The following is a 1,051-nucleotide window of genomic DNA, read 5'->3' on the forward strand; positions in this document are numbered from 1 at the left end:
GGCTTTGTTTCCTAATTGGATCTCAGATAGAAACGGCCAGTATGGGTGATTATTAGGCTATTTCTATCGTTTTAGGCATACCTAACCCTGTGAGCTTATTCAACGCTTTAATCATGGCGTAGGTTTCACCAACCTGAGCATTATAGTTTCTTAAACTTAATCGCCCACCAAACAGTGTCTTTACACGGAACATAGCCGTCTCTGAAAGTGACCGTTTATGGTAACCGTACTTCTTTTTCCAATGTTTATTTGAGCCGTATAATTTCTGGCAAGCTACCGCCAGATTACGGGGGTGACCTCGTAACCAAAAAGCAGCACCTTCTCTCGGTGGAATAAGTGGAACAGCTTGTTTAATACGTATTGCTTCGTAGCATTGTCTTGTATCGTAAGCTCCATCACCAGATATCTCATTGATTCTACGACGAGTTTGATTCAGTAAATTAGGAAGAGCTTCACCGTCAGTGACATTCGATAAACTTAACTCAGCCGCAATGATTTCATGAGTGCCAGTGTCTACGGCTAAATGGAGCTTACGCCAAACTCGACGCTTCCCGTCAGTACCATGTTTTTTTACTTTCCATTCACCTTCACCGTAGACCTTTAGCCCTGTTGCATCAATGGCTAAATGCTGTATTGCGCCTCGGGTCTTTGTCTTGAATGACACATTAACCGTTTTGGCTCGTTTACTGATGCATGAATAATGAGGACATGACAACGGGAGTTGAGCGAGTTTGAAAACAGAATCGATGAATCCTTGTAACGCTCTCAACGGCATCGCGAATACTCGTTTAACCATGAGGGCGGTCGTAATGGCTAAGTCACTAAACAATCGAGGTCGACCTCGTTTACCTTGCTTGAGTTGCTTCCACTGTTGAATCGCTTCCTCATCAATCCAGAATGTCAGTGAACCACGATTGATTAGGGCTTGGTTATATTGTTTCCAGTTAGTTGTTCTGTAGCGAGGCTTTGGCATTGCTCTAAGTATGTGAGTGAACTTAGATGATCTGATCGTAGCTTTAAGCATTAGTTCCCTGATTTAGGAAACAAAGCC

General features: G+C 43.1%; 1 protein-coding gene. It reads right to left on the reverse strand.

Annotated features, from left to right (window positions below; all coding sequences use genetic code 11):
- Positions 1-52: 52 nt before the first annotated feature.
- Positions 53-973, reverse strand: coding sequence for an IS5 family transposase (locus AB4503_RS25410; protein WP_029236538.1), 921 nt, complete (start codon positions 971-973; stop codon positions 53-55).
- Positions 974-1,051 lie beyond the last annotated feature (78 nt).

It is taken from the genome of Vibrio sp. 10N.222.55.B11, assembly GCF_041473705.1.
Taxonomy (GTDB): Bacteria; Pseudomonadota; Gammaproteobacteria; order Enterobacterales; family Vibrionaceae; genus Vibrio; species Vibrio crassostreae_C.

Coding starts and splice junctions, on each gene's coding strand:
- AB4503_RS25410 (WP_029236538.1), bottom strand. CDS start 973: ATGCCAAAGCCTCGCTACAGAACAACTAACTGGAAACAATATAACCAA.